This window comes from Marinobacter sp. CA1 (assembly GCF_020546665.1).
Taxonomy (GTDB): Bacteria; Pseudomonadota; Gammaproteobacteria; order Pseudomonadales; family Oleiphilaceae; genus Marinobacter; species Marinobacter xestospongiae.
Map to the genome: position 1 here is coordinate 1225064 of NZ_CP071785.1, position 21089 is coordinate 1246152.

General features: G+C 61.9%; 19 protein-coding genes. 9 read left to right on the plus strand and 10 right to left on the minus strand.

Translation table 11 applies throughout. The annotated features are described in order from the left end of the window. Positions 1-30: 30 nt before the first annotated feature. The 3 genes from J2887_RS05710 (at position 31) to J2887_RS05720 (ending at position 3292) form a co-directional block, all read left to right on the plus strand. Entirely contained in the window at positions 31-2202 is a 2172-nt protein-coding gene (locus J2887_RS05710; RefSeq protein ID WP_227174875.1) for a TonB-dependent siderophore receptor, read from the plus strand. 142 nt (positions 2203-2344) lie between these two features. After that, complete coding sequence (locus J2887_RS05715) at positions 2345-2638, plus strand: hypothetical protein (RefSeq protein ID WP_227174878.1); 294 nt, start codon at positions 2345-2347, stop codon at positions 2636-2638. A 180-nt stretch (positions 2639-2818) separates the two neighbouring features. Next, complete coding sequence (locus J2887_RS05720) at positions 2819-3292, plus strand: VOC family protein (protein WP_227174880.1); 474 nt, start codon at positions 2819-2821, stop codon at positions 3290-3292. Positions 3293-3314: 22 nt separating this feature from the next. Here J2887_RS05720 and J2887_RS05725 read toward each other — a convergent pair whose 3' ends face one another. From J2887_RS05725 to J2887_RS05740, 4 genes are all read right to left on the minus strand, one after another. After that, positions 3315-4541, minus strand: coding sequence for a cache domain-containing protein (locus J2887_RS05725; protein ID WP_227174882.1), 1227 nt, complete (start codon positions 4539-4541; stop codon positions 3315-3317). A 97-nt stretch (positions 4542-4638) separates the two neighbouring features. Next, the gene (locus J2887_RS05730; protein WP_227174883.1) at positions 4639-5622 is read right to left on the minus strand and encodes a DUF2860 family protein; all 984 of its coding nucleotides are present in this window, start codon (positions 5620-5622) and stop codon (positions 4639-4641) included. 80 nt (positions 5623-5702) lie between these two features. Next, complete coding sequence (locus J2887_RS05735) at positions 5703-6953, minus strand: sensor histidine kinase (protein WP_227174884.1); 1251 nt, start codon at positions 6951-6953, stop codon at positions 5703-5705. Next, on the minus strand, positions 6947-7663 hold the full coding sequence (locus J2887_RS05740; protein WP_227174886.1) for a response regulator transcription factor: 717 nt from the start codon (positions 7661-7663) through the stop codon (positions 6947-6949). Before J2887_RS05740 ends, J2887_RS05735 begins: the two co-directional genes overlap by 7 nt. 181 nt (positions 7664-7844) lie before the next feature. Between J2887_RS05740 and J2887_RS05745 the strand changes: the two genes are divergently transcribed. Continuing rightward, complete coding sequence (locus J2887_RS05745) at positions 7845-9047, plus strand: fumarylacetoacetate hydrolase family protein (RefSeq protein WP_227174888.1); 1203 nt, start codon at positions 7845-7847, stop codon at positions 9045-9047. Positions 9048-9057: 10 nt separating this feature from the next. Here the strand turns inward: J2887_RS05745 and J2887_RS05750 are convergent, their stop codons facing one another. Next, on the minus strand, positions 9058-10101 hold the full coding sequence (locus tag J2887_RS05750) for an NAD(P)H-dependent flavin oxidoreductase (protein WP_227174891.1): 1044 nt from the start codon (positions 10099-10101) through the stop codon (positions 9058-9060). 11 nt (positions 10102-10112) lie between these two features. After that, a complete protein-coding gene (locus tag J2887_RS05755; protein ID WP_227174894.1) occupies positions 10113-11357 on the minus strand; it encodes a YbfB/YjiJ family MFS transporter in 1245 nt (414 codons plus the stop codon). 66 nt (positions 11358-11423) lie between these two features. Here J2887_RS05755 and J2887_RS05760 point away from each other — a divergent pair, with 66 nt between their 5' ends. Both J2887_RS05760 and J2887_RS05765 read left to right on the plus strand, forming a co-directional pair. Then, positions 11424-12287 (plus strand): LysR substrate-binding domain-containing protein, encoded by an 864-nt coding sequence (locus J2887_RS05760; protein ID WP_227174898.1) that lies wholly within the window; start codon positions 11424-11426, stop codon positions 12285-12287. A gap of 160 nt (positions 12288-12447) precedes the next feature. Next, complete coding sequence (locus J2887_RS05765; protein ID WP_227174902.1) at positions 12448-13467, plus strand: sensor domain-containing diguanylate cyclase; 1020 nt, start codon at positions 12448-12450, stop codon at positions 13465-13467. 76 nt (positions 13468-13543) lie between these two features. On the opposite strand, the gene J2887_RS05770 is transcribed toward J2887_RS05765, so the two are convergent. Then, entirely contained in the window at positions 13544-14593 is a 1050-nt protein-coding gene (locus tag J2887_RS05770) for a cytochrome-c peroxidase (RefSeq protein ID WP_227174906.1), read from the minus strand. A gap of 403 nt (positions 14594-14996) precedes the next feature. Here J2887_RS05770 and J2887_RS05775 point away from each other — a divergent pair, with 403 nt between their 5' ends. Next, on the plus strand, positions 14997-15761 hold the full coding sequence (locus tag J2887_RS05775; protein WP_227174910.1) for a substrate-binding periplasmic protein: 765 nt from the start codon (positions 14997-14999) through the stop codon (positions 15759-15761). A gap of 21 nt (positions 15762-15782) precedes the next feature. Continuing rightward, complete coding sequence (locus J2887_RS05780; RefSeq protein WP_227174912.1) at positions 15783-16391, plus strand: tRNA-uridine aminocarboxypropyltransferase; 609 nt, start codon at positions 15783-15785, stop codon at positions 16389-16391. A gap of 12 nt (positions 16392-16403) precedes the next feature. Here J2887_RS05780 and J2887_RS05785 read toward each other — a convergent pair whose 3' ends face one another. Further along, positions 16404-17117: a lytic transglycosylase domain-containing protein gene (locus tag J2887_RS05785; RefSeq protein ID WP_416381888.1), complete on the minus strand. Its 714-nt coding sequence runs from the start codon at positions 17115-17117 to the stop codon at positions 16404-16406. A gap of 378 nt (positions 17118-17495) precedes the next feature. Between J2887_RS05785 and fabG the strand changes: the two genes are divergently transcribed. Beyond that, positions 17496-18254 (plus strand): 3-oxoacyl-ACP reductase FabG, encoded by a 759-nt coding sequence (gene fabG, locus J2887_RS05790; RefSeq protein WP_227174914.1) that lies wholly within the window; start codon positions 17496-17498, stop codon positions 18252-18254. Between the two features lie 23 nt (positions 18255-18277). Here fabG and folM read toward each other — a convergent pair whose 3' ends face one another. Beyond that, positions 18278-18985 carry a dihydromonapterin reductase gene (gene folM, locus J2887_RS05795; RefSeq protein WP_227174916.1) on the minus strand — a complete coding sequence of 236 codons (708 nt, stop codon included), beginning with the start codon at positions 18983-18985 and terminating at the stop codon, positions 18278-18280. Between the two features lie 82 nt (positions 18986-19067). After that, positions 19068-21029: a TonB-dependent receptor domain-containing protein gene (locus J2887_RS05800; protein ID WP_227174925.1), complete on the minus strand. Its 1962-nt coding sequence runs from the start codon at positions 21027-21029 to the stop codon at positions 19068-19070. Positions 21030-21089 lie beyond the last annotated feature (60 nt).

A 21089-nucleotide genomic window follows, 5' to 3' on the forward strand; every position in this document is an offset into this window, starting at 1 on the left:
GATGCTGCCATGGAAAGGAGATGTCACTGGATGCCCTCGAAGTATCATTATCTGTCGTCCGTTCGCCACGCCGGCTGTCTCGGCCTGGTGGTTGTACCCTTGCTGTCGAGTCCCCAGGCGCTGGCCGGGGATGAGGTGATTCAGCTGGGGACGGTGGAGATCACCAGTCGCGAGCTGGCTGCCGATTCCGAGCAGCGCTCGAGCTATGCGCCGGGTGCCAGCACCACCGCCACCAGTCTGCCACTGTCAATCAAGGAGACGCCTCAAGCTGTGAGTGTGGTGACCCACCAGCAGATTGAGGATCAGGCGCTGGGCACCAGTGGTGACATTCTCCAGCAGGCGCCAGGTGTGTCGATGACCCGTCGGGACAGCAACCGGGTGAGCTTTTCCGCCCGCGGCTACGCCATCAAAACCTACCAGTTCGATGGCCTGCTGACGCCGATTCAGGGCTTCTGGAACTTTGGTGATACTGAGTGGGACAGCGCGATCTACGACCGCATCGAGGTGGTGCGGGGCGCGACCGGTCTGCTGACCGGTGCCGGCGATCCGTCCGCCAGCGTCAACTTCATCCGCAAGAAGCCACTGCCGGAGTTTGCGGCCAATGCGTCAGTCGGCGTGGGCCGGTGGGACAAGCAGCGTATTACCGCGGATGTTTCCACACCGTTGAGTGAGGATGGTCGTACTGCCGCCCGGGTGATCGCGGTCCGCGATACCGGTGACAGCTACGTTCATAACCTGCGGGATGAGCGGGAGACCTACTACGGCATCATCAATACTCAACTGGCGACCGGCACGGAGGTTTCCCTCGGGGTTGAGTACCAGCATAACCAGACGGACGGCTCAGGCGCCGGCTTCCCGTTGTTTCACGCCGATGGCAGCCGCACCGATTTTGACCGCTCGGCCGCCAACAACACCGACTGGTCCGGCTTCTTCAATGAGACCACCCGCGGCTTTGTCGACATCAACCACTTTCTCGACAATGGCTGGCGGCTGCGAGCGGCCTACAGCTATGACGACGGCAACTATGGCCTGAACTACCTGTTCCGTGGCGGTTACCCCGATCAGCACACGGGTGAGGGAATGACCAAGTATTTCGCCAACTACCGTGGCCACCGCAGCCGCCAGGACCTGCACTTCACCGCCGAAGGTCCGTTTGAACTGTTTGGCCGGGAGCACGAGCTGGCGGTGGGTTGGATGCGGATGGAAGACGATCTGGACATGACCGTCGCCCTGCCAGCCGACGGTGGGCCGGATATTGGCCGCTATCTGAACGGCCGTGGTGATGCGGTGGACGAGCCGGCCTGGGGCCAGTTCAACAGCAACGATGACAGCAAACTGGTGCAGAGTGGCGCCTACGCCGTCACCCGTCTGTCGGTGGCTGATCCTCTTCACCTGGTGCTTGGCATGCGCTTGAGCAACTGGGATCTCGAACAGGTCTACTACGGCGAAGAGCGGGATTATTCCTACAGCAATGAGCTTACCCCCTACGCCGGTGTGGTGTACGACATCAACGATCGTGTCAGCACCTACGTCAGCTACACCGAGATCTTCCAGACCCAGAACAATCGCGATCCGGACGGTGACTTGCTGGACCCGGTAACCGGTCGCAACTACGAACTGGGTGTGAAGGCGACGCTGGCGGAGCAGCTGGACGGCAACCTGGCCCTGTTCCGCAGCGAGCAGGACAACCTCGCCGAGGCCATCCCCGATGTGCCGGTGCAGGGCCGTCCGGATACCCAGGCCTACCGTCCGGTTGATGGCGGCACGGTGGAAGGGGTGGAAGCGGAACTGGTGGGGCGTCTGGCGCCGGGCTGGAGCCTGAGTGCCAGCTACACCCTGGCCACCGCCCGGGATGCCGATGATGAACGGGTCAACACCCTGCATCCCCGTCAGCAGTTCAAGCTGTTCACCGCCTACCAGCTCCAGGGCGATTGGCGAGCGCTTCGGGTGGGCGGTGGTGCCCGCTGGCAGAGCGAGGTGTTCACCCGTGCCAACAACCCCAACGGTAAGGTGCGTGTCGGCCAGGGCAGCTACGTGGTGGCGGACCTGATGGCACGATACACCTTCAGCGACCAGCTCAGTGCCCAGCTCAACGTCAACAACCTGTTCGACCGGGAGTACCTGGAACAGGTCGGTTTCTACAGTCAGGGCTGGTGGGGCGAACCCCGCAACCTGCAGCTGGCGCTGAACTACGACTTCTGACGTGCGTTGAGACGCCCCGACTTCCGATTGAGTCACTCCTTGGCCAGGGCACTTGCCCTGGCTTTTTTGTCTGAGCCTTCTATAAAGCGCTGCCCGGAAGTTAGGATTGGTTCCTTAACTTCACTGGGAATCGATCGTTGCTATGGAAACCGTGCGAATCGTTGTTGCCACCGGCGTTTTTCTCGGGGCCTGTTTTCTGATCTGGGATGGTCTGGTGTCGACGCCCACGGGCTGGGCTTTGCTGGTGCTTGCGGCCTTCTGCTTCGGTCTGGCCTACCTGATCTGGCCAAGCCGGAAACGGGGGCAGCGTGAGCAGGAGCATCCGTTACTGGATGTGCTGGAAGTGGTGCTGGAGTTGCCGGTTGAGTGCCTGATCTGGCTGATCCGTGGGCTGGGCCGGTTGGTGAGTGGCAAAGGTGTGGATATCGACTTTTAAGGAGCGCCTGATGAACTCCGAATCGTCTCTGCGCGATCAGAGGCTCCTTAAAGCTCGGTCCTGAGCAAAAAAGCCGGCCTATGCTCAAGGAGCTGTCGATTTTCCGAGTCGCCGTTCGACTCTGTCGAGAAGGACCCCATTCCACACCCACTTGCCCTTAGCGGGGCCAAGGAGCATCCCATGACCAATCCCATTCCAGACGGCATGACCGGCCTGATTCCCCACCTTGTCTGTGATCCCTGCGATCAGGCCATTGAGTTCTACGCCAGAGCCTTTGGCGCCGAAGAGCTGAGTCGTTCGGTTCACCCGGAGACCGGCAAGATTCTCCATGCGGCCATGCGCCTTGGATCGCAGGTGCTGTTCATGAGCGACGACTTTCCGGAGTTCTGTGCCGATGGCAAGCCGAGTTCCCCGCAGGCCTTGGGCGGGACGCCGGTGACCGTTCACCGCTATGTCGCGGACTGTGACGCCGCCCTTGCAACGGCGCAGTCCGCCGGTGCGACGCTGGTGATGCCGGCGGAAGACATGTTCTGGGGCGATCGCTACGGCATTGTAGTTGACCCGTTCGGGCACCGCTGGTCGCTGGCGACCCACATCCGTGACGTCACCGAGGATGAGATGAAGGCCGCAATGTCTGACCTGTCGATGGCCTGAGGCGATTCGGGTTACCTCCGGATCAACTCTGATCGGCCTGCCCCCGGTGCGGGTCGATCAGTTGCCGGGCCTCCACCTGTTCCAGAATTCGCCGTTCCAGGGTTTCATTGAGCTGCTCCAGCTCCTGTGTGCGAGCGGCCACCCGCCGTTCCAGCGAGGCGTTGGTATGGATCAGCATGTCGGTGAGTTCATTGATGGCTCTGGAAAGATCCAGAATTTCCCGGCCGGCCCGTGGGTTTTCGGTGGTTCTCAGATCGTACTCGCCGCCAAGAATGCGCCGGCTCTCCTCGGCCAGCCGCGTGACCGGGCCGGCAATTGCCCGGGCGATGAGCACGCCCAGTAACAGGGCCGCGATCAGCAGCGAGATTGCGGCCATGGCGACGGTGGTGCGAAAGTCGGACACCGGCGCCAGTATTTCGGCGTGATCCATTTTTACGGCCAGTTGCCAGTCGAGCGTGGGCAGAGGGCGCAACGCTACCATGGTAACCGTGTCCCGGTAGTCGGATGCGACCTCCAGCGTGGCGTTGGATTTTGCGTCCAGGCTTGCCGCAAACGGGCTGGACAGTTCCCTGAGCGGCTGCAGGTAGAACTCGGGACGGTGCCGCAGTGGTGTCAGCAGATAGGCTTCGCCCTGTCTGTTTCGGGCAGTGAGCAGGGTTTCGCCGGTCTGGCCCAATCCGGTGGTGTCTGCGGTGGTCCGCAGCAGCTCATCAGCGGACAGCGTGACCTGAACCTTGCCGACCACCACGTCGTCAATAACCATAGCTTGGCTGAGCGTGGCAAACAGGTGACCGGTCTGGTCCGAGGCCAGGTTGATCAGGCTCGGGTTGGTCTCTTGGAGGGAAAACTCGATCATTCTGGCTATCGTCTGAATCGGCTCGCCTGCGGATGCGACAACCTTGCCGTCCAGGGTCGATACCTGAATGCCGCGAACGGCCCGCACAGACTGCTGGGCGTCTGCCAGTATGGCCGCCATTTTGTCCTGGTCGGATTGCTGCGCGGTGATGCCGTAGCGCTGCAGGCTGATGCGCAGCTGGGTACGACTGGCAATCAGTGCCACCCGGTCCTGCCAGGCCAGGATCACTTCCGCTATCTTGCCCTGCTGATGGGTGGCAATGGCGTTAAGGCGCTCCCTGACCGAGTCACTGACCACGTCACTGCCTTTCTGGTAAGACAGGTACGTCATGGAGACGATGGCAAGCAGCACCAAGCCCGTACAGGCGGCAATCACGCGTTGATAGATGGACACAGACTCACTCCCTTGACCGGTATGGCCCGCCGCTTCAGGCTGGCTCCAGTTAAAGCTAGCACAGCCTGAAGACGGCGTAGGCAATGAGGCGGTGGTGCTAGAATGACCAGCGCAGACCCACCGCCGCACCGACAGCCTGTTCGTCAAAGAAATCCAGATTGGCGTCGTTGTCATCCCACCCCAGCTGCGCAATGGCCAGAGTGTCCGGAAGATTGAACGGAGCGGCATAGCCATAGGTCAGGCTGGCGCTGGCAACGTCATCCCGGCGTTTGCGATCAAACAGGGGATGGCTGCCATCGTAGCGGTATCTTGCCCACCCGGCTTCCAGGCCCAGAATATGGCGGCCGAACACACCCTGAAGCTCCAGCGCACCTCCACCACCTTGGTAGGCTTCCGCGTCACCATCCGCCTGGTGATCCCGGGCATGCAGTGTCCAGGTAAGTTGCAGCGTGTCGCTCAGCGACAGTTCCTGGGACAGTTGGCCGTAGAATACATCGGCATCCCGTTCCAGCTGCTGTTGAATTGCCAGCGATTGATCCTGGCCGCTGCGCTCCTGGTCAATGTCCTGTTGGCCATAGGCGACCAGCGCTTTCAGGCCCGGCGAGAACAGGTTGTCCAGTGTCAGGTATGCGCCGCTGCTGTCCACATCACTGGTGCTTCGACGGGCTCCTAGACGGTAGGGGTCCGCCCAGGTTTCGTCTGGAATCAGGCCGGGAATGATGCCGCCTCCAATCACTGTCCCGCCAGTCAGGTGGTAGCGGTATCCCAGGGTCAGGTAGGGTTTGTTCAGAATGCCATCCTTGTGGACTTTCGACACCAGCTGATGCCGATTCGCAAAGCCATAGCTCAGATCCCAGATCGGCACCACCAGGGCTTCCGATTCGCGTTCGGTTGGGCCATCCAACCCCGCAAGGGTGTTGGCGCCTTCGGTATTGAGGTTGGACTCAAAGCGGGAAACGCCGGTGTACAGGGCGACGTTTCCACTCAGCCCGGGCGTCAGGTCGGCCGCGAGAGCTTCCGGCAGTGGTGCCAGGGTGGCAAGTCCAAGGGTTATCAGGGGTAGGCAGTAACGCGGTGTCATAGTCAGTTCCTCGCAGATGGCTTACGGCAACGGGGGTTCAGTCAAACCGTTACCTCAGGGTGCCATCAGCATGGCGGCGGCTATGTCACATCCGGGTCACAAGCATTGAAGACCACCAGCGTTTGATATCGCTTTCCGCTGAGGCGTCCCCGAAAGGGCCAGCCATACCGATGGCACAGGCGCTGGACGATTTCCTGACCGAAGCCATAACCGCTGTCCGGTGTCGAGGCAGGAATGTCGTTGCTGACCCACAGAAGCGAGCCGCGAATTCTAATGGTGACTTTGCAGTCGGCGTACGCCAGTGCGTTGCGAAGCAGGTTGTGACAGACGATCCAGGCCTCCTGCTCGGGAACAGTCCGGGGCGCGCCCCGTGCCCGCCAGTCGATCTGCAGCGTTGGCGGTACCGGGAGGTTGCTCAGGGCAGCCTCCAGACAGCCGGTGAGATCGACCTGGTTGGCGGAGGGCGGCGATCCCTGCTCCCGCCCCAACTCCAGGAACGTGGTGATCAGTGACGACATATCCCGGTTGGCCTGTTCTACACGTGCCAGAGGCCGACGCTGAGCCGGTGTCAGGGGCTGGAGTTGCAGCAATTCAAGGGCGCCCTGGATGACCGTCACCGGGGTGCGAAGTTCATGGCTGGCGTAGCGGGTGAACTGTTGCTCCCGCTCAATGAACTGCGTCGTGCGGGTGAAGGCCTGATGAAAGCTTGCGCTGAGCTGGCCAATCTCATCGGGCCGGTCCAGTGGCTGCGGCGGCAGGTTCGGGGAGGCGGTGTCGACCTGCCGTTTCAGCGCCAGCACCGGGGTGACAATCCAGCCTGCAAGCGGCTTCGCCAGCAGCAAGCCGACCACGAGCAGGATCAGAATCAACCCAAACAGAATCTGTCGGGCATCGTTGGCGTAGGCCGGTTGCCAGGGGTCGCGGTCGGGTTCGTACTGCAGCAGAACCAGGGTGTCGGACGGCGGCATGGCTGCGACGGCCACGTGCACTTTGGGGTGTCCGAGCTCGTAGATCCCGGGCTCCCGGAATCGCACCAGGTACCTTGGCAGCTCCGGATCATCGGCGGCCCAGGAGTGCCAGGGACCGTCGTTGAGCAACTGCAGCCCGTTACCTTGCTGGTTCTTGGCCTGCAGTTGCGTCAGCGTCATCTGTAGCTGTCGCTCAATGAAACTGTCGGCGGCGGTTTCGGTGGCAGCCCAGGTGAGCATCAGCATCAGCCCGCTGGAGATGACAATGGCGGCGATGATGATGGCCATGACCTGCCGTCGAAGGGACTGACGGATGGGCAGTGACGCCCGTTGTATCAGGTCGGCGAGTTGGCGTGTCAGCATGGCGATTGGGGCCCAGGACCGGCCGGAACGGATCGGTCCGGGGCCGTCAGCCGCTGTTCGCACAAGCGATACCCTTGTCCCCGTACTGTTTCCAGTGATTGCTCCGGCAGCTGTTTGCGCAGCCGGTAGATATGGGTCCGCAGGACACTGCCTTCCAGCGCTTCTTCCCGCCACAGGTGGTATTCCAGGTCGGTCTTGCGAACCACTGCCGGAGCCTGTTGAACCAACAGGCTCAGCAGCCGGAACTGAACCCTGTCCAGCGCCAGCGGAGTTTCCCCGAGGCGAGCCTGCTGATTGCGCAGGTCGAGCTCCAGTGAACCGACATTCACCGTTTGTTGAAGGCGGCCCTGATGGCGGGTCACCAGCGCCTGCAGACGAGCTTCAAGTTCAGGAAGCTGGAACGGCTTGACGAGGTAATCATCACCACCGCGGGCAAATCCGGCCAGCTTGTCGTCGAGGGTATCCCGGGCAGTCAGAAACAGTACCGGTACGTCCAGTTGCAGCCGGTGCCGGAGGTGGTCGCACACCGCCAGGCCGTCCATCCCCGGCATCATGACGTCCAGGATCACCACATCAAACGACTGTTCTTCCAGCCGTTGCAGGGCCGCTTCACCGCGGTAGGCAAAATCCACCGACATGCCCCTAAGTTCCAGGTATTCGGCAATATTGCCGGCGATTCCGGCATTGTCTTCCACCAAAAGTACTCGCAAGATCCTGACCTCATGCGTAGATGTTCACCAATGGTCGGTATCTGAGCACGAATTGTGTGCAAATGGAACGGATCGGAGTGCACCTTGCAGGACCGGCTTCAGAGCAGTGCTGTGACAGAGTTGTGACGGTGGGCGCCCTAAAGTGACAGGCCTTACCTCACTCTCACAGGGAGCTACAACCATGCTTTTGAACCGTTTAACGCGAACCCTCGGCCTTGCTGCTGGCCTGTTTGGTGGCCTGGCGTTGTCAGGCCACGCCCTGTCGATGGAGGCCGGAGTGGCCGATGCTCCCATCGTCGAACTGGCTCCACCGGAGCAGGCGTTAACCCTGGCCCAGATCCAGCGGGATGGCCAGCACCATACCTTACTGCTGCTCAGGGCCGGAGCGGATCAGGTCGACGGCATCAACCTCAGTCGCCATTTCAACAGCTATCCCCATGACAGCCTGACTCTGGTTCGAAATCAGGGCTATCAGAGTCTGGCTGGCCTGCTCCGGCTGGCCTTGTCCAACCCGATCGATTTGCCCCTGGAATCCATTGATCGCGACGCGCTGCTGCCAACGGGTGGGCCTAGGGAGCATCAGCTGGCTGCTGGAGCCAACTATGAGGAGCACGGCGAGGAAACGGACATCGATGAGGTTTTCCTGTTTCCCAAGTTCAGTCCCGCCAGCGGCGCGGTGGTAATCATGGCTGGCGGGAACGGACGCCTGCTCGACTACGAAGTGGAGTTGTGTATGCGGTGGGACCGGGACCTCACCAGCCTGGCCGATCTGCGACAGGCACAGCCGGGCCTCTTTCTCTGTGGTGATTTTACCGACCGCGCCGAGATGTTGCGGCGTCTGGACGTGGACAACATAACCTCGGGACACGGTTTCACCGATGCCAAGAGTGGCGCGGATCGTTTCCCCACTGGGCCCTGGTTGGTGGTCCCTGCAGACTGGAGGCAATTGCTGCCGGATCTCGCCCTGCGAACCTACGTTGGAACGGATCTGCGCCAGCATGCCCGAGCGGACAGTATGATCCTTCAGCCGGATGCACTGGTGGAAAGAATTCTGGCAGCGGGACAGGAACCTGACTGGCGCTATCGAGATCAGCCCGTGGCTCTGCTCAGTGGCAATGGTAGTGGCATTCGCCAGGGTGAGTCCCTGTTGACCGGTACCCCCGAAGGGGTGGTGTTCAATGCCCCCGGACCGGGTTACTACGTCACCACGATTGCCCATTGGCTGGTGACGTTGTCATTCCTGGACAGCGCAGCGATGGACTACCTGGTGGAAGCCCTGATCGAAGACGGCCTGGCGTCCGGCGATTATCTGATGCCCGGAGACCAGGTTCGTCTTGAAGGGCGTTACCTGGGAAGCATTGAAGTGACCGTCACAGACGGTTGAACGTGCTGGGTTACGTCAGCCCTTCGGCCAGCCCCTGGGTCAACGCCCGGGCTGGCAGTGGCTGGCAACCGCTGATGTTCTGGCCGGCCCAGAGCGGGCTGAAATCGCCGCTGCCCAGGCTTTCCGCCTTTGCCCTCAAAGGTGCTGACGCTGCGGTTGCCAGCGGGAACGCCGGCGCCTGATCATTTATGGGGCCAAGTGTCCGGATCATGCGATTGACGATCCCCCGCGCCGGTCGACCACTGAACACGTTGGTAACCGTGGTTGTGAGGCCAGCGTCGCTCTGCAGAGCGGCCCGGTGTACCGCAGACGTGGTGGCCTCGGGGCAGAGCAGATAGGCCGTACCAACCTGGACGCCACTGGCCCCCAACGCCATGGCGGCCCGCACACCCCGTGCATCGGCGATGCCACCCGCCGCAATAACCGGCACATCAACCGCGGCCACCACCTGGGGCAGCAATGCGAACGTTCCCAGTTGGTTGCTGATGTCCTGGTCCAGAAACAGGCCGCGGTGGCCGCCGGCTTCCCAGCCCTGGGCGATGATGGCATCCGCACCGTGGTCAGCCAGCCAGCGAGCCTCGGCGACGGTGGTGGCGGTCGACAGTACCAGGGCACCACTGTCCCTGACCTTGGTCATCAGAGCCGGGGCCGGCAGACCGAAGTGGAAACTCACCACCTCTGGCTTAAGCTCACACACCAGATCGGCGAGGATCTCGTTGAACGGTTGTCGACTGGCACCACTCGGCCCCGCCGGCAGGGGAACGTCCAGTTCTTGATAGAACGGTCTGAATTGCGACAGCCAGGCCTCCTGGGCCGCCGGGTCAGGGGTTGGCTGTTGATGTGCGAAGAAGTTCAGGTTGATGGGGCCGGTGGTTCTCGCGCGGATCTGTGACACCGCCTTGCGGATCGCTTCCGGGGTCAACATGGCGCAGGGCAGGGAGCCCAGCGCGCCGGTGTCTGATACTGCCGCCGCCAGCTCCCAGCCCTGAACGCCTGCCATAGGCGCCTGGATAATGGGGAACCGCAGCGGTAATCGTTGGGTCAGAGCCGTCATGCAAATACCTTTCACGTGCGTTGGGAAGAATGGCCGGTCGGGTAGTGTACCCGGCCCGGTGTCGGGTTGCCCCACCACAGCCAACCGGCACTGACGACCAACAGGCCGCCTGCCAGAACGTTGGCCTGTTCGATTGGCGTCAACGGTAGAGGCATGGGCAGTGGCGAAACAGAGGCCAGCAGCGTGACCAGCACGGGGCCGGCGATCTGGCCAAAGGCAAAGCCGGCGGTCATTCGCGCCAGCAAGGCGGTCGGGTTGATGGGCGCCAGCGACCGGACCAGCTGCAGCCCCGCCATGGTGATGACCATAAAGGTGCCGCCAACCAGCAACGCTGAGACCGCAAGAGCCGACAGTGACGGCCACAGCACGGGGACCACGGCACCGGCTGCAAGTACAGTCTGGGCCAGGGCCCAGCGCTTGCGGTCAGACCAAGCAGACAGCCAACGGGTGACTATCACCACCGATATCATCGCCGCGACCCCAAACAACGGCCAACTGAGGCCGAACAGCAGGGCATTGTCCGTCAGAGTCTGGCCCATGGCTGGTAAATAGGTTGCTGGCAGGATGTACCCAAAGCCCGCCAGGCTGTAACAGACGATCAGGCCCCAATGACGACCTGGATCAGGCTGATCATGGGCGCGGCCAGTTTGGTCATTCTGGATGTGAGTGTTGCCGGTTGTTCCCAATCGCCCCATGACCAGCAGGGCGCCCAGCATCGCAATCGCTCCCAGCACCAGCCAAAGGGTGGATGCCGCCAGGGTGCCGCCAAGCCAGGTAATGGTGCCGGTCACCGCGATGCCTGCGCCAACCCCGCTGTAGATCATCCCCGCTTTGGCCGCGCTGCCCCGTGCTGTCAGTTGTTCCAGGCACCAGCTGCTGGCACACACCAGTACCCAGGCGCTGAGCACACCACAGCTGAACCGCAGCAGAAGGCCGGTAACCGGCAGGCTGGTCAGCGCAGGCCACGCCGTCAGCAGGGTAAGACCGGCGATGCCGACCAGGCCGGTGGTCAGGCCCTGGGCCAGGTGGTGGCGCCAGCGTGCGGCTGTCAGCGCACCCACCAGATAGCCCAGATAGTTGGCGGTAGCCCACTGACTTCCGAGTGTTGGGTCCAGCAGGCTGTCCCGGAGCATCAGCGGGAGCAGGGGCGTGAAGGCAAATCGGCCAATGCCCATGGCGACGGCCAGGGCGACAAGGCCAACAAAGAGGGGCGCGGCCGGACGCGAACGGGGAGCTGACAGGTTAAAGGTATTCATGGCTCGCCATTAGACGTCAATTATCGATACTATAAAATTGAATTAATTGTTGTGAGCGTTCTCAAAATGAGAATTATAACCCTGGAAGACCTGCTCATTGTCCAGACAGTCGCCCGTGGTGGCGGTGTGGTGCGGGCGGCGGAAACCCTGAACCGGGTACCATCCAACATCACCACCCGCGTACGCCGCTTCGAGGAGCGGTTGGGCCAGAAGCTGTTCCGGCGCCAGGGCCGTGGTCTGGTGCTGACTGAGTCCGGTCACAAGCTGCTGGGTCATGCTGACCACCTGTTGAAGCTGGCCGAGGAGGCCGAGCGCTCGATGTTGGGCGGGGCGGTCAGTGGGCAGCTTCGGCTGGGCTCCCTGGAAAGCGCCGCGGCGGTGCGATTGCCGTCGCGGCTGTCGACCTTCCATCGTGAACATGGCGATATCGCTGTGGAGTTGCGCACCGGCAGCACCGGTACCTTGCTGGAATGGCTGCGGCATCGTGAGATTGAAGCGGCGTTTGTGTCTGAGCCTTTCGACAGCACCGGGTTGACCGTCCACCCGGTGTTCACCGAAAACCTGGTATTGATCACCGCCCGCGACCATCCGCCGGTAGCGCGACCAGAGGATCTGGGGGCTGCGGCGGTGGTGGCCTTTCCCCATGGCTGTTCCTACCGTCGTTGTCTGGTGGACTGGCTGGCAGCAGGTGGAGTGTCGCCGAGGCGGTTTCTGGATCTTGGGTCCTACCACGCCATTGTCGCCTGCGTTGCGGCTGGTGCTGGCGCAGCCTTTGTGCCTGAATCGGTGCTGGATCAGGCATCCCTGGGAGCGCAGGTGCAGCGCCACCGCCTGCCGCCGGCGCTGGCCCGCAATCGGACCCACCTGGTGTGGCGGGACGAGCCAAGTAGGGCACTGGAGGCTTTTGTTCGCCAGCTTTCTGCGGAGTAAATAGGGTGAGACTCTGTAGTTTTTTACAAATCTTGTCTTGCGGATTAGGCTGAAGGTAACGCTTCGCTCGTTTCGGCACACCGGGTCTGGTGCAGGATGCCCGGCGACAGGGAGGTTGGTAGGTTGTCGCCTTGAGCCGTCCATTGCCGCGAGGTGCGACATGCCAACGCCAGACCAGTTGAATGACGTAATCCAGCTGCAGACCGATGTGGTCCGACTGGGGCCTAATCTCGGTGAAGTCATGAGTCTGGTGGTCGACCGCACTCTGGAGCTGGTTGAGGCCGATGGCGCCGTTATAGAACTGCTTGAGAACGGTGAAATGGTGTATCGCGCCGCCTCAGGTGCGGCCAAGCCCTACCTGGGCCTCCGGCTTCAGCAGGACGCCAGCATCTCTGGTCTGTGCGCCCGCACCGGCCGGGCCCTCCTGAGCAATGATTCGGAAACCGACGAACGGGTGGACCGCGCCGCCTGCCGCAAGGTCGGCTTGCGGTCAATGGTGCTGGTCCCGCTGAAACATGACGGCGATGTGATCGGTGTGCTCAAGGCCCTGTCCTCCGAACCCAACCAGTTTGCGGCCGCCGACATCCAACTGCTGGTGCTGCTGTCGGATCTGGTGGCCTCGGCGATGTATTTTGCTGGCAAGTACGACCGCGACGAACTTTTTTATAGGGCCACTCATGACGACTTGACGGGCCTTGCCAACCGCTCCCTGTTCATGGACCGTCTTCGTAACAAGCTGATCCAGTGTCTACGGTCGGAAGAACCGCTGGGGGTATTAGTGATCGACCTGGATGATCTTAAAGTAGTCAATGACCGTCATGGCCACCAGGTGGGCGATGCCCTGATCCGTACATTTGCTGAGCGTTGTCATCAGGCCGCGAGGGATACCGATACCATTGCCCGTATCGGCGGTGACGAGTTTGCTGCCGTCTTATCCCCGCTGGCGGCGGACTGCAACCTGGAACCGGTGATTGACCGCCTCCGGGATGCCCTGTGCCAGCCCAGCCATTTCCGAGGCCTGACTCTGCCGATAAGGGCCAGTATCGGTGGTGCGGTCTATCCGGACGATGGTCGTGAGATTGATGTATTGCTGGATGTTGCAGACCGGCGCATGTATGGCCAGAAACGGCGGCGGAAACGCGCCATCCGCGTGATGCCAAAGGAGGGCGAGCCGGAATAGCACAGGGTCTGAAAGGCCGGCGTGTTATTCCGGGCAGTAGCAGTAAAAGAACTCAGGCAGCCCTCTGTTTTACCGATCAGGGCACCATCGGATCGGGTTTCGGGGTGGTGTCCGTGCTGACGGGTAACACCGGGTACTCGATCTTCGGTACATCCCCGGTCAGGGTTCCCAGAAAGGCGACAATGGCCTCAACTTCGTTTGGTTCCAGTTTCGTGCCCAGTTGGGCGGTCCCCATCACGCTGACGGCTTCTTCCAGATCCCAAACGGCTCCGGAATGGAAGTAGGGCGCGGTCAGGGCAATGTTTCTTAACGGAGCCGCACGGAACACGTATTCGTCCGAGGCGGTCTCGGTCACCGCAAAGCGCCCCTTGTCGCCCTGGGGCAGGATATCGCCGCCGGGTTTGGTGACCAGACCAAACGGGAAGTAGGACTGGCCGCCGAGATTGACACCGTCGTGGCAGGCTGCGCAGCCCCGGTCCATGAACAGCGCCAGGCCCTCTTGTTCCTGTTCATTGAGCGCGCTCTGATCGCCCCTGAGGTATTGGTCAAAGCGGGCGTTGGGGGTGGTGAGGGTGGCCTCGAACGCCTCAATGGCCGTGGCCATGTTGTCAAAGGTCACCGGCGCCTGGTCACCCGGAAACGCGTCTTCGAAGCGCTGCTGGTACTCTGGCATACTGTTGAGGGTTGCAACCACCCGCTCCGGGGTGCTGCTCATTTCCACCCCAGCCTGAACCGGGCCTTTGGCCTGCTCCGCCAGATCGGCGGCCCGGCCATCCCAGAACTGGGCGGCATTGAACACCGCATTGAACACGGTGGGCGAGTTGCGGGGACCTTTCTGCCATCCGTGGCCAATGGATGTGGGCAGGTAGTCGTGTCCACCCATGCCCACGTTGTGACAGGTGTTACAGCTGATCAGGTGGCTGGCAGACAGCCGCGGTTCGAAGAACAGCATTTTCCCCAGCGCCACCTTGGCCTCGGTCAGTTCATTGCCATCGAGACTGGCAGGATACTGCGGTACCGGATCGAACGTGTGCTGCGCCCGTGTCATCAGGTCCGCCCCCTGGGCTGAGGTGGCCAGACCAATGCCGAGTGCCAGCCCAAGTTGAGACAGCCGTATTCCTTTCATCGCTCATTCTCCTTAGTTCTCTCATCCACAGCCACGTTACCAGAGTAGGTTTCTATGCAACTTGGAACCGGAAGCAGAATTGATATCTGTCAGGAATGCTGTTGGAAGTGAAATGCCAAGCTTCTAAAGTCAGGAGTGACGAGAGAGTATGAATGTTTTTACTTCCGTGCGGACGGGTTGTACACATCGATATTTCACAATTGCTGTAAGTTGCTATAGTTTGGGACAATTGCCTCGCCAAACAGGCCGCCAGGGTTGCGGTAAGCAGGGCGCACCTGCCCGCTTGATACCCTGACACTCAGCCGCTTGAACTGGATAGACCATGCCATCAGAGATAACGATGCTTCTTGACCGTTGGTTGAAGAGACGATGTGCTTTTCTCTGGCTGTTGGCGTGCGGGCTCGTGCTGACCTCGACGGCCAAAGCCCAGGAAGCTCCGGCCTGTGATGAACTGCTGGTGGCGGGTAACTCGGAATATCCGCCGTTTCTGTGGCGTGATCCTGCCGAGCCGGATCGGGTCATCGGAGCGGTGCCGGCGGTTCTGGAGGATCTGTTTGCCGAGCTGGGCATTCGTGTCCAGGTGCGTCACGTCGGCCCCTGGTCCCGCACCCTGGAGTCTGCTCGCACCGGCCGCATTGATCTGGTGGCGGGCGCCTTTCTGACCGACGAACGTCAGCAGTACCTGGACTATGTGTTGCCCTCGCTGGCTCCGATTCCCACGGTGGTGTGGATGCCCCGGGGCGAAGTGTTCGATTATCGCAGGTGGTCCGATCTCAAGGGGCGCACCGGTGCCACGCTGTTTGGCAACAGTTTTGGCCAGGCCTTCGATGCCTACGCGGAAGCGAACCTGCGAATAGAAGGGGTCCGCTCGATTGAGCAGGCCTTCAAGATGGCTCTCATGGGCCGGGTCGATTACGTGCTCTATGAGGCGTTGCAGGGCAAGGTCAAACTGGCGAGCAAGGGGGAGTTGGAGGATTTCCAGCCGTCTGGGCTGTTTGTCAGCGTCGAGAATCTCTATATCGCCTTTTCCAAGCGTTCCCGCTGCAACACCCCGGAATTGCGGGAGGCGTTTGCCGATGCGCTGGTTCGAATGCGGGGTGAGGGTCGGGTGCAGGAGTACATTGCCGATTTTACCCAGCGTTACATCAACAACGGCACCAAGCCTTGAGACTCCTGACGGCCCGGCACCATGTCGCGAACCCTGTGTGACCTTTGTGGCCTGCATACCCGCCTGTGCGTTTGCGACGCCTGCCGGCCGGTCGCCAACCAGACAGCCATCACCATCCTGCAGCATCCCTCGGAAGTTTGTCGTGCCAAGGGCACGGTAAGGGTGCTGGCGCAGTGTCTGCAGTCCTGCCGCATCTGTATTGGCGAATCACCCGTGGAGCTGGCCCGGGGCGGGGTTGATACCGACAGCCTTGGTTCTGGCGTCGGGCTGTTGTTTCCCGGCCCTGATAGCCGTCCCCTGGAAAGCGCGCCACCGAGTGATATCAGGCACTGGATCGTGCTCGACGGCACCTGGCGCAAGGCTGCGAAACTGGTGCACCTGAATCCGGCGCTGAAGGCCCTGCCAAGCTACCATCTCGTCGCCCCGCCGCCATCCCGTTACATCATCCGCAAGGCGCCTGGCCCGGGCTACCTGGCCACGGCGGAAGCGGTGGCGCATCTGTTGGCGACGATGGAGCCGGGTCTGGATACCACGCCAATCGATCATGCCATGAAGGTTCTGGTACAGCGGCTGCTGGCCCAGGTGCCAGCGTCGTTGCGTCACCGTTATGGTTCGCGGGAAGAAGGGTAGGGAGGTGGTTCTCTAGAACCCACCGTAGCGGCGATGGAGGATACCGACCCGCTCGACATAAGCCTGGGTTTCGGCATAGGGCGGAATGCCGCCGTAACGCTCCACCGCGCCTGGGCCGGCGTTGTAGGCGGCCGTTGCCAGGGTAACGTCGTCATCAAACCGCTTCAGCATCCACGCCAGGTATTGCACACCGCCACGGATGTTTTCGGCCGCGTCCATCGCGTTGCCAACCTCCAGATCCCGGGCGGTGCCCGGCATCAGCTGCATCAGCCCCTGGGCGCCTTTGGGGGACAGGGCTTTGGGATTGAAGGCGGACTCGGCGTGAATGACGGCCCGCACCAGGGCGGGATCTACGTCGTGCTCCCGGGCGGCGGCCCGGATTTCCTGCTGGTAGGGGGAGCGATACAGCGGCGTGGTCAGCCAGTTCACCGTCGAGGACGGGTTGCACGCGAAGCAGTGGAAGCGGATAACGTCGTAGCTGGCCGCTTCGGGGCGTTCGCCACTGAACGACACCACGCCGTTCTGGTCCTGATAGCGGTAGACCACCTCACTGCGGGTTGAGGCCTTGCGTTCCTGGCTGCCGCGGACGTTGGTGAACTCCACTGAACCGTCCGGGTGGACGATGCGGCGAACACTGTCTGCCAGGGCGGTGGTGGTCATCATCATCGAGACCACCAGCATCAGGGTGGCCGGGAGTTGGGCCAGCAGGCCGCGATTGCTGGTCATGGTAATGCGCTGGACATCCTCTACGTTTGATTGGCGGATCAATACCGATGCGGAAGATCTGGTCCGCCGCCACCCGCCGTGACTGGCCGACAGTATAACGTGTCGGCCAGTCAGAGTAAGCGATCTGGATTCCAGTTTTTGCCATGCACCGGGCCGTGAGCGGCGACGGCGGTTTCTCAAACAGGGCGTCACGATGGCTTGGTGAAGTATCACAAAACGCCTGCTTCGGGCGCGGGCGTTGATCGGGGTCAATCAGCTGCCTTTCCGGGCTGATACCCTGACCCCCATATACGCAGGCACACAGGACGTGTCGCCCGCCAAAGGCGATGTAGATGATAGCTGTAACGGCTCACAGAAACAGAATCAGGAGGTAAGGGTATGTTCAGGCTGGATGGACAGGTGGCTCTGGTCACTGGTGGTGCTCACGGCATTGGTCGCGGCATTGCCAGCGTACTGCATGAAGCGGGTGCGATGGTGGTGATCGGCGATATCGACCGGGAGGCCGGTGAACAGGTCGCGCGGGAGCTCGGCGGGCAGTTTGTCTGCCTGGATGTCACCGACGCGGCCAACTGCCAGCAGGCGGTAGCGGCGGTGACGGAGCGCCTTGGACGGCTGGACATTCTGTGCTCCAACACCGGCATTTTCCCCCAGGCGTCGCTGGCTGAGATGACCGGCGACGACTGGGACCAGGTCCAGTCGGTCAACCTCAAGGGCATGTTCCAGATCGTCCAGGCCGCCCTGGTGCCGATGCGCCAGCAGCGCTACGGTCGGGTGGTGATAACCTCCTCCATCACCGGGCCGATCACCGGCTTTCCGGGCTGGAGTCACTACGGCGCCAGCAAGGCCGGTCAGCTGGGCTTCATGCGCAGCGCCGCCCTGGAAGTGGCAAAGGACGGCATCACCATAAATGCCGTAATGCCGGGCAATGTGCTGACCGAGGGTCTGCAGGCCCAGGGTGAAAGCTACCTGGCGCAGATGCACGCAGCGGTGCCCACCCACCAGCTGGGTACCCCGGAGGACATCGGTCACGCGGCCTGTTTCCTGGCGTCGTCGGAAGCCCGCTACATCACCGGTCAGCAGATTGTGGTGGACGGTGGCCAGATCCTGCCAGAATCGCCGGACGCCATTCTGGCGTGATTGGCGGCTTCTCTGCCCCGTGCTCAGGCCAGGTGGCGACCGCCATCCAGGGCCAGGGTGCGGCCGGTGAGGTAGGGGTTGTCGAGGATAAACTGCAGCGTTTGCACCGCGACTGCTTCACCGGGCTCCATCTGCAGCAATGACTTGCCCAGTGCTTTCTGGCGATAGGCGGCATCATCGCCGGCATTGAAGCAGATCAGTGACGGCGCCACGCTGTTGACCTTGACCCGGGGCGCCAGCAGGCGGGCAAAGGACAGCGTCAGATTGGCCAGGGCCGCCTTGCTGGCGGCGTAGGCGATGTGTTTGGCGCTGCCTTTCTCCACCACATAATCTGTCATGTGGATGATGTCCCTGGGGCCATCGCCGGAGGTCAGCAGGTTCTGCAGCGCCAGGTTGATGCGATAGGGCGCCATGGCGTGAACCTGCATCATCGTCTGCATGGTCTCGGTCGCGGAGCGCTCAGGAGTCTCGGGCAACCAGTCCGAAGCATTGTGGATAATGGCCCGTAAGCCGTTGCTGCGGGCTCTTACCTGATCGATAAAATCGTCAACGCCGGCGTCGCTGCTGAAATCTGCCGCCAGGCACTCGGCGCCGGCTTTCTGCAGGGCATCCACCGCCGGACGGTAGCTGCGGTAACTGACCACCACTGGCTGACCCTGGGCCAGACAGTGGTGCGCAAAGGCCAGCCCTATGCGTTGGCCGGCACCAGTGATGAGAATGGGGGCAGACATAACGGTCTCCTGACTATGAACGTGCCCCCAGCATACGGTACCGACTCCGAAACGGCTCTCCTGCGTCGTTGGTCAGGGGATGTCAGAAACTGAACACCACCCCGGCGTTGTAGCGGCGACCGTCCAGCACCTTGCTGTATTCATCGTAGCGGATTTCCTTGTCGAACAGGTTGTAGACCCCGGCGTAGAACTGGGCGTGGCGGCCCCACTGGAAGTTCAGCCCGGTGTCGACGAAGGTGTAGGAGGGGTACTGGTTAACGCCGCGACGGCCGACGGTCTCCAGGGTTTCACCTTTGTATTTTACCTTGCCCCAAACGTTCAGCGCCGCTGTGGCCTGCCAGTCCAGACCCAGGTTGGCCCGGTGCCGTGGCTGGTTGTTCAGGGCAATGCCGGCATTGGCGCCGGTCTTCTGCTCGCTGTCGGCAAAGGTGTAGTTGGCGCTGGCCTGCACGGCACCGAGGCGATACCCCAGTGTCAGTTCCACACCCTTGAGTTCGGCTTCCTCTACGTTCTGGTACTGGTAGACCTTCTGGTAGTCGGTGCCCAGATAGCTGCAGTCGTAGGCCTGGGGGGCGCTTTCCTCACAGATCAACGGCTTTTCGATCTTGTCGTCGAACTGGGTGAAATAGGTCGTCAGGCTGCCGGAGAATCCATTGGTCAGGTCCCAGGCCACGCCCGCTTCGTAGTTGAGGCTGGTTTCCGGCTTCAGGTCGGAGTTGCCGACATCGGCGCCGTCGACCCGTGGACCTCCGCCACCTTCCACCCACCGGGAATCCCCTTCCTTGAGATCGGGTGTGCGATAACCTGTGCTGATTCCGCCCTTGACGGTCCACTCCGGTGCCAACCGGTAAACACCGTACAGCCTCGGCGTGAGTTCGTTACCGTAGTTTTCGTCCTTGACCCAGCGTGCGCCCCCGGTGAGGGAAAAGTCGTCGCTGAGGAACCACTCGTCTTCGGCAAACAGCGCGGCGTCCCAACGTTGCAGATTGGCCTTGAGTTTGGCACGGCTCGGGTTCTCGGTTTCCTGGGTACGGTACTGGGCCCCCACCGTCAGTTGATGGCTGTTGAACGGCAGATTGGTGCGGGTGTCCACCGTTACCCGTTCGTACACGGCATTTTGGGTCTGGTTGTCGAGGGTTTCCCGTTGCACATAGCTCTGGGTCTCATTGCTGCCCCAGTGCAGCTCGTGGCTGAAGGACTGGTGGTGCCGGTAGAGCACCTTGTCAGAAGCCCGGCCAACACCGGCCTCGGTGCCTTCGGACTGCTGCTTGCCATAGCCGGCCTCCAGCGTGACCGCCTGGTCTGCCGACGGTGTCCAGGTCAGTTTGCCGGTGGTGTCCTCCTTGTCACGCTCACGGTAACCGTTGGCGATCTCATCTTCATCCCGCTGGAACCGGGAACCGTACACCGTCAGCGCCAGGGTGTCCGCGACCAGCGGTCCGCCCAGGTAATAGCGCAGTTCGCGGCGATCGCCAGATGCCGAATTGCCCTGAATCACCGTGTCGAGCGTGAGGCTGCCGCGCCATTGCCCTGGCACCTTGCGGGTGATGATGTTGATGACACCGCCGAGGGCGTCCGAGCCGTGCAGTGACGACATGGGGCCCCGGATGACCTCAATTCGCTCAATCGCAGACAGCGGAGGCAGCCAGCCAAACTCGGCGCCTCCGCCTTCGCCGTTGTAGTAGCCCTGGCCCGAGCCTTGGGCGCGGCCATCCACCATGATCAGGGTGTACTGGGAATCCATGCCGCGAATCGAAACCTCGGCGGTCGTGGCCTTGCCGCCCGGGCCGCCTTCAATGCCGACGCCTGGAATATCCTGCAGGGCGTCGGTGACGTCGCGATAGGCCCGGGACTCCAGCTCTTCCCGGCTGATGACCGAGATCGACGCAGGGGCTTCGGCGACTTCCTGTTCGTAGCCACTGGCCGTAACCACCAGGGTTGGCAGGCTGGTGGTATTGGCCTGTGCGGCTGCACTGAGGCTGGTGAGGGCGATGGCGGTGGCCAGGCGGCCGCGAAGCGGTCTGATAGCGCGGGCTGGGGTCATGCAGGCGTCTCCTTAATGGTCAGACAGGGTTAAGCAATCTGTATCGAGTGCTGTTCGCAT